Annotated in this window: 1 protein-coding gene; it reads right to left on the minus strand. The window is 70.5% G+C overall.

All coding sequences use genetic code 11. The features are described from left to right. A partial coding sequence (locus ABDW21_RS04695) for an Hsp70 family protein (RefSeq protein WP_343710128.1) occupies positions 1–1,694 on the minus strand: 1,694 nt, incomplete at its 3' end. Positions 1,695–1,715 lie beyond the last annotated feature (21 nt).

Below are 1,715 nucleotides of genomic sequence, written 5' to 3' on the forward strand. Positions count from 1 at the left end.
GTCGTCGCCGCCGGGGTGGTGGTCGTCGCCGCCGGGGTGGTGGTCGTCGAGGCCGTGGAGGGCGGCTGCGTCGTGCTCGGCGGCGGCGGCGTCGTGGTCACCGGCGCAGGCGGTGGAGGCGGCGCGACGCTGGTGGGCGGCTCCGCGGGGCTCGGAGGCGGAGGCGGCGCCGGGCTCAGCGACGGCGGCGCGGAAGGGGCCGGCGGCGGGGGCGTCAGCGTAGCGGTATCTCGGGCGGGCGCGACCTGACGATCACCGGTCAACGTGTAGGCCACCCCGCCGATCGCGATCATCGCGACCAGGGCGGCGAGTCCGAGGAGCAGCTGCGGGGCGCGATTCCCCCGCCGGGGCTGCCCGGGGAGCGGCTCGATCCTGCGCAGAATCTGCGACGACGTCGCGCGAGGGGCGTCATAGGACTCACCGAGGTAGAGCAGCGGCCCGTCGTCGTTGTCGTCGACTTCCGACCAGGCCAGCTCCTGAACAGGCGACGACGGCACCTCGTCGACGACCACGTCGGCCGGTGGCAACCCGAAGCCGCCGGTGTCGGTGCGGAAGCCGCCGGTCGTCGCGGCCACGATGCCGGTGGTGGCGCCCGCCAACGCGGCGATCGCCGTCGGCGTCTGGATGCCCTCGTGCGCCGTCATGTCCATGACCGGCCTGCGGGCCGCCAGCGCCATCGAGCCGACCGCCATCGCGGACGTGGGCTGCGCTGCGGTAACCGCCGGACATCCAACATGAGCCGAAACGCGTTGCGCAACAATAGGAATTTCAGCCCCACCACCGACCAGAGCCACAGCGGACAGATCGGTGTCACCAATGTGATTGCACGCCAACAGGTTGTCCAACAACGCGAGTACGCCCTCGAGCGGCTCGTCGATCAGGTTCTCCACGTCGGCTCGGGTCAAGCGGACGCCGGCGAGGTGCCCGGGAAGTTCCGCGACCAGCTCGGTGACCGTCTCGGCGGAGAGCCGCTCCTTGGCGTACCGGCACTCCTCTCGCAGCAGGTCGAGCTGCTCGACCGCGGTGGTGCTCGCGGGGTCGTCATGAACGGTGTGGCCGATGCCGTCGAGAACATGTGCCAGCAGCGCATGGTCGATGTGGTCGCCGGAAAAACCTTTGTAGCGCGCGGTTGCGGCGATCGGCAAAAACCCTGACCTGGCGTCGGCCAGTGTGACGCTGGTGCCGCCGGCGCCGAAATCCAGCAGTGCCACCACCCCTCGCGGGGGAAGACCCGCGCCGGAGTTCACCGCGGTCAGCGCCGCAACCGCATCGGAAACCAGTCGCGGAGCAACCCCACTGCGGACGAATCCCGGGTGGGTGCGCAGGGCGTCGCGGAGCGCCTTCACGGCCGCTGAACTCCACTGCGCGGGAACGGCGATGGTGATGTCCGATGTCGACGCGTCTGCCCCCGCCGCGGAGATCATCGCGTCCAGCGCTTCGACCAGTAAGAGCGCCGGGTCGTGGGTCGACCCGTTGGTCGACATCGGCTCGCCCCCTTCGCCGACACACTCGACGAAGCCGGTCATCACCCTGCCGCTGTCGGTCAAGTCCGGGTTTTCCCGGGGCAACCCGATCACCGGGGCGCGATGCGAGAACAACGTCAACACAGCGCGGCGGCGGACGGGCGGAGCCCCGTTGCGCACCGCGACGAGGTTGGAGGTCCCGATCGACAACCCCAGTGGGTCGTGCGACAAACCCAGTGGGTCGTGCGACAA

Source organism: Mycobacterium sp. (assembly GCF_039583805.1).
Classification (GTDB): Bacteria; Actinomycetota; Actinomycetes; order Mycobacteriales; family Mycobacteriaceae; genus Mycobacterium.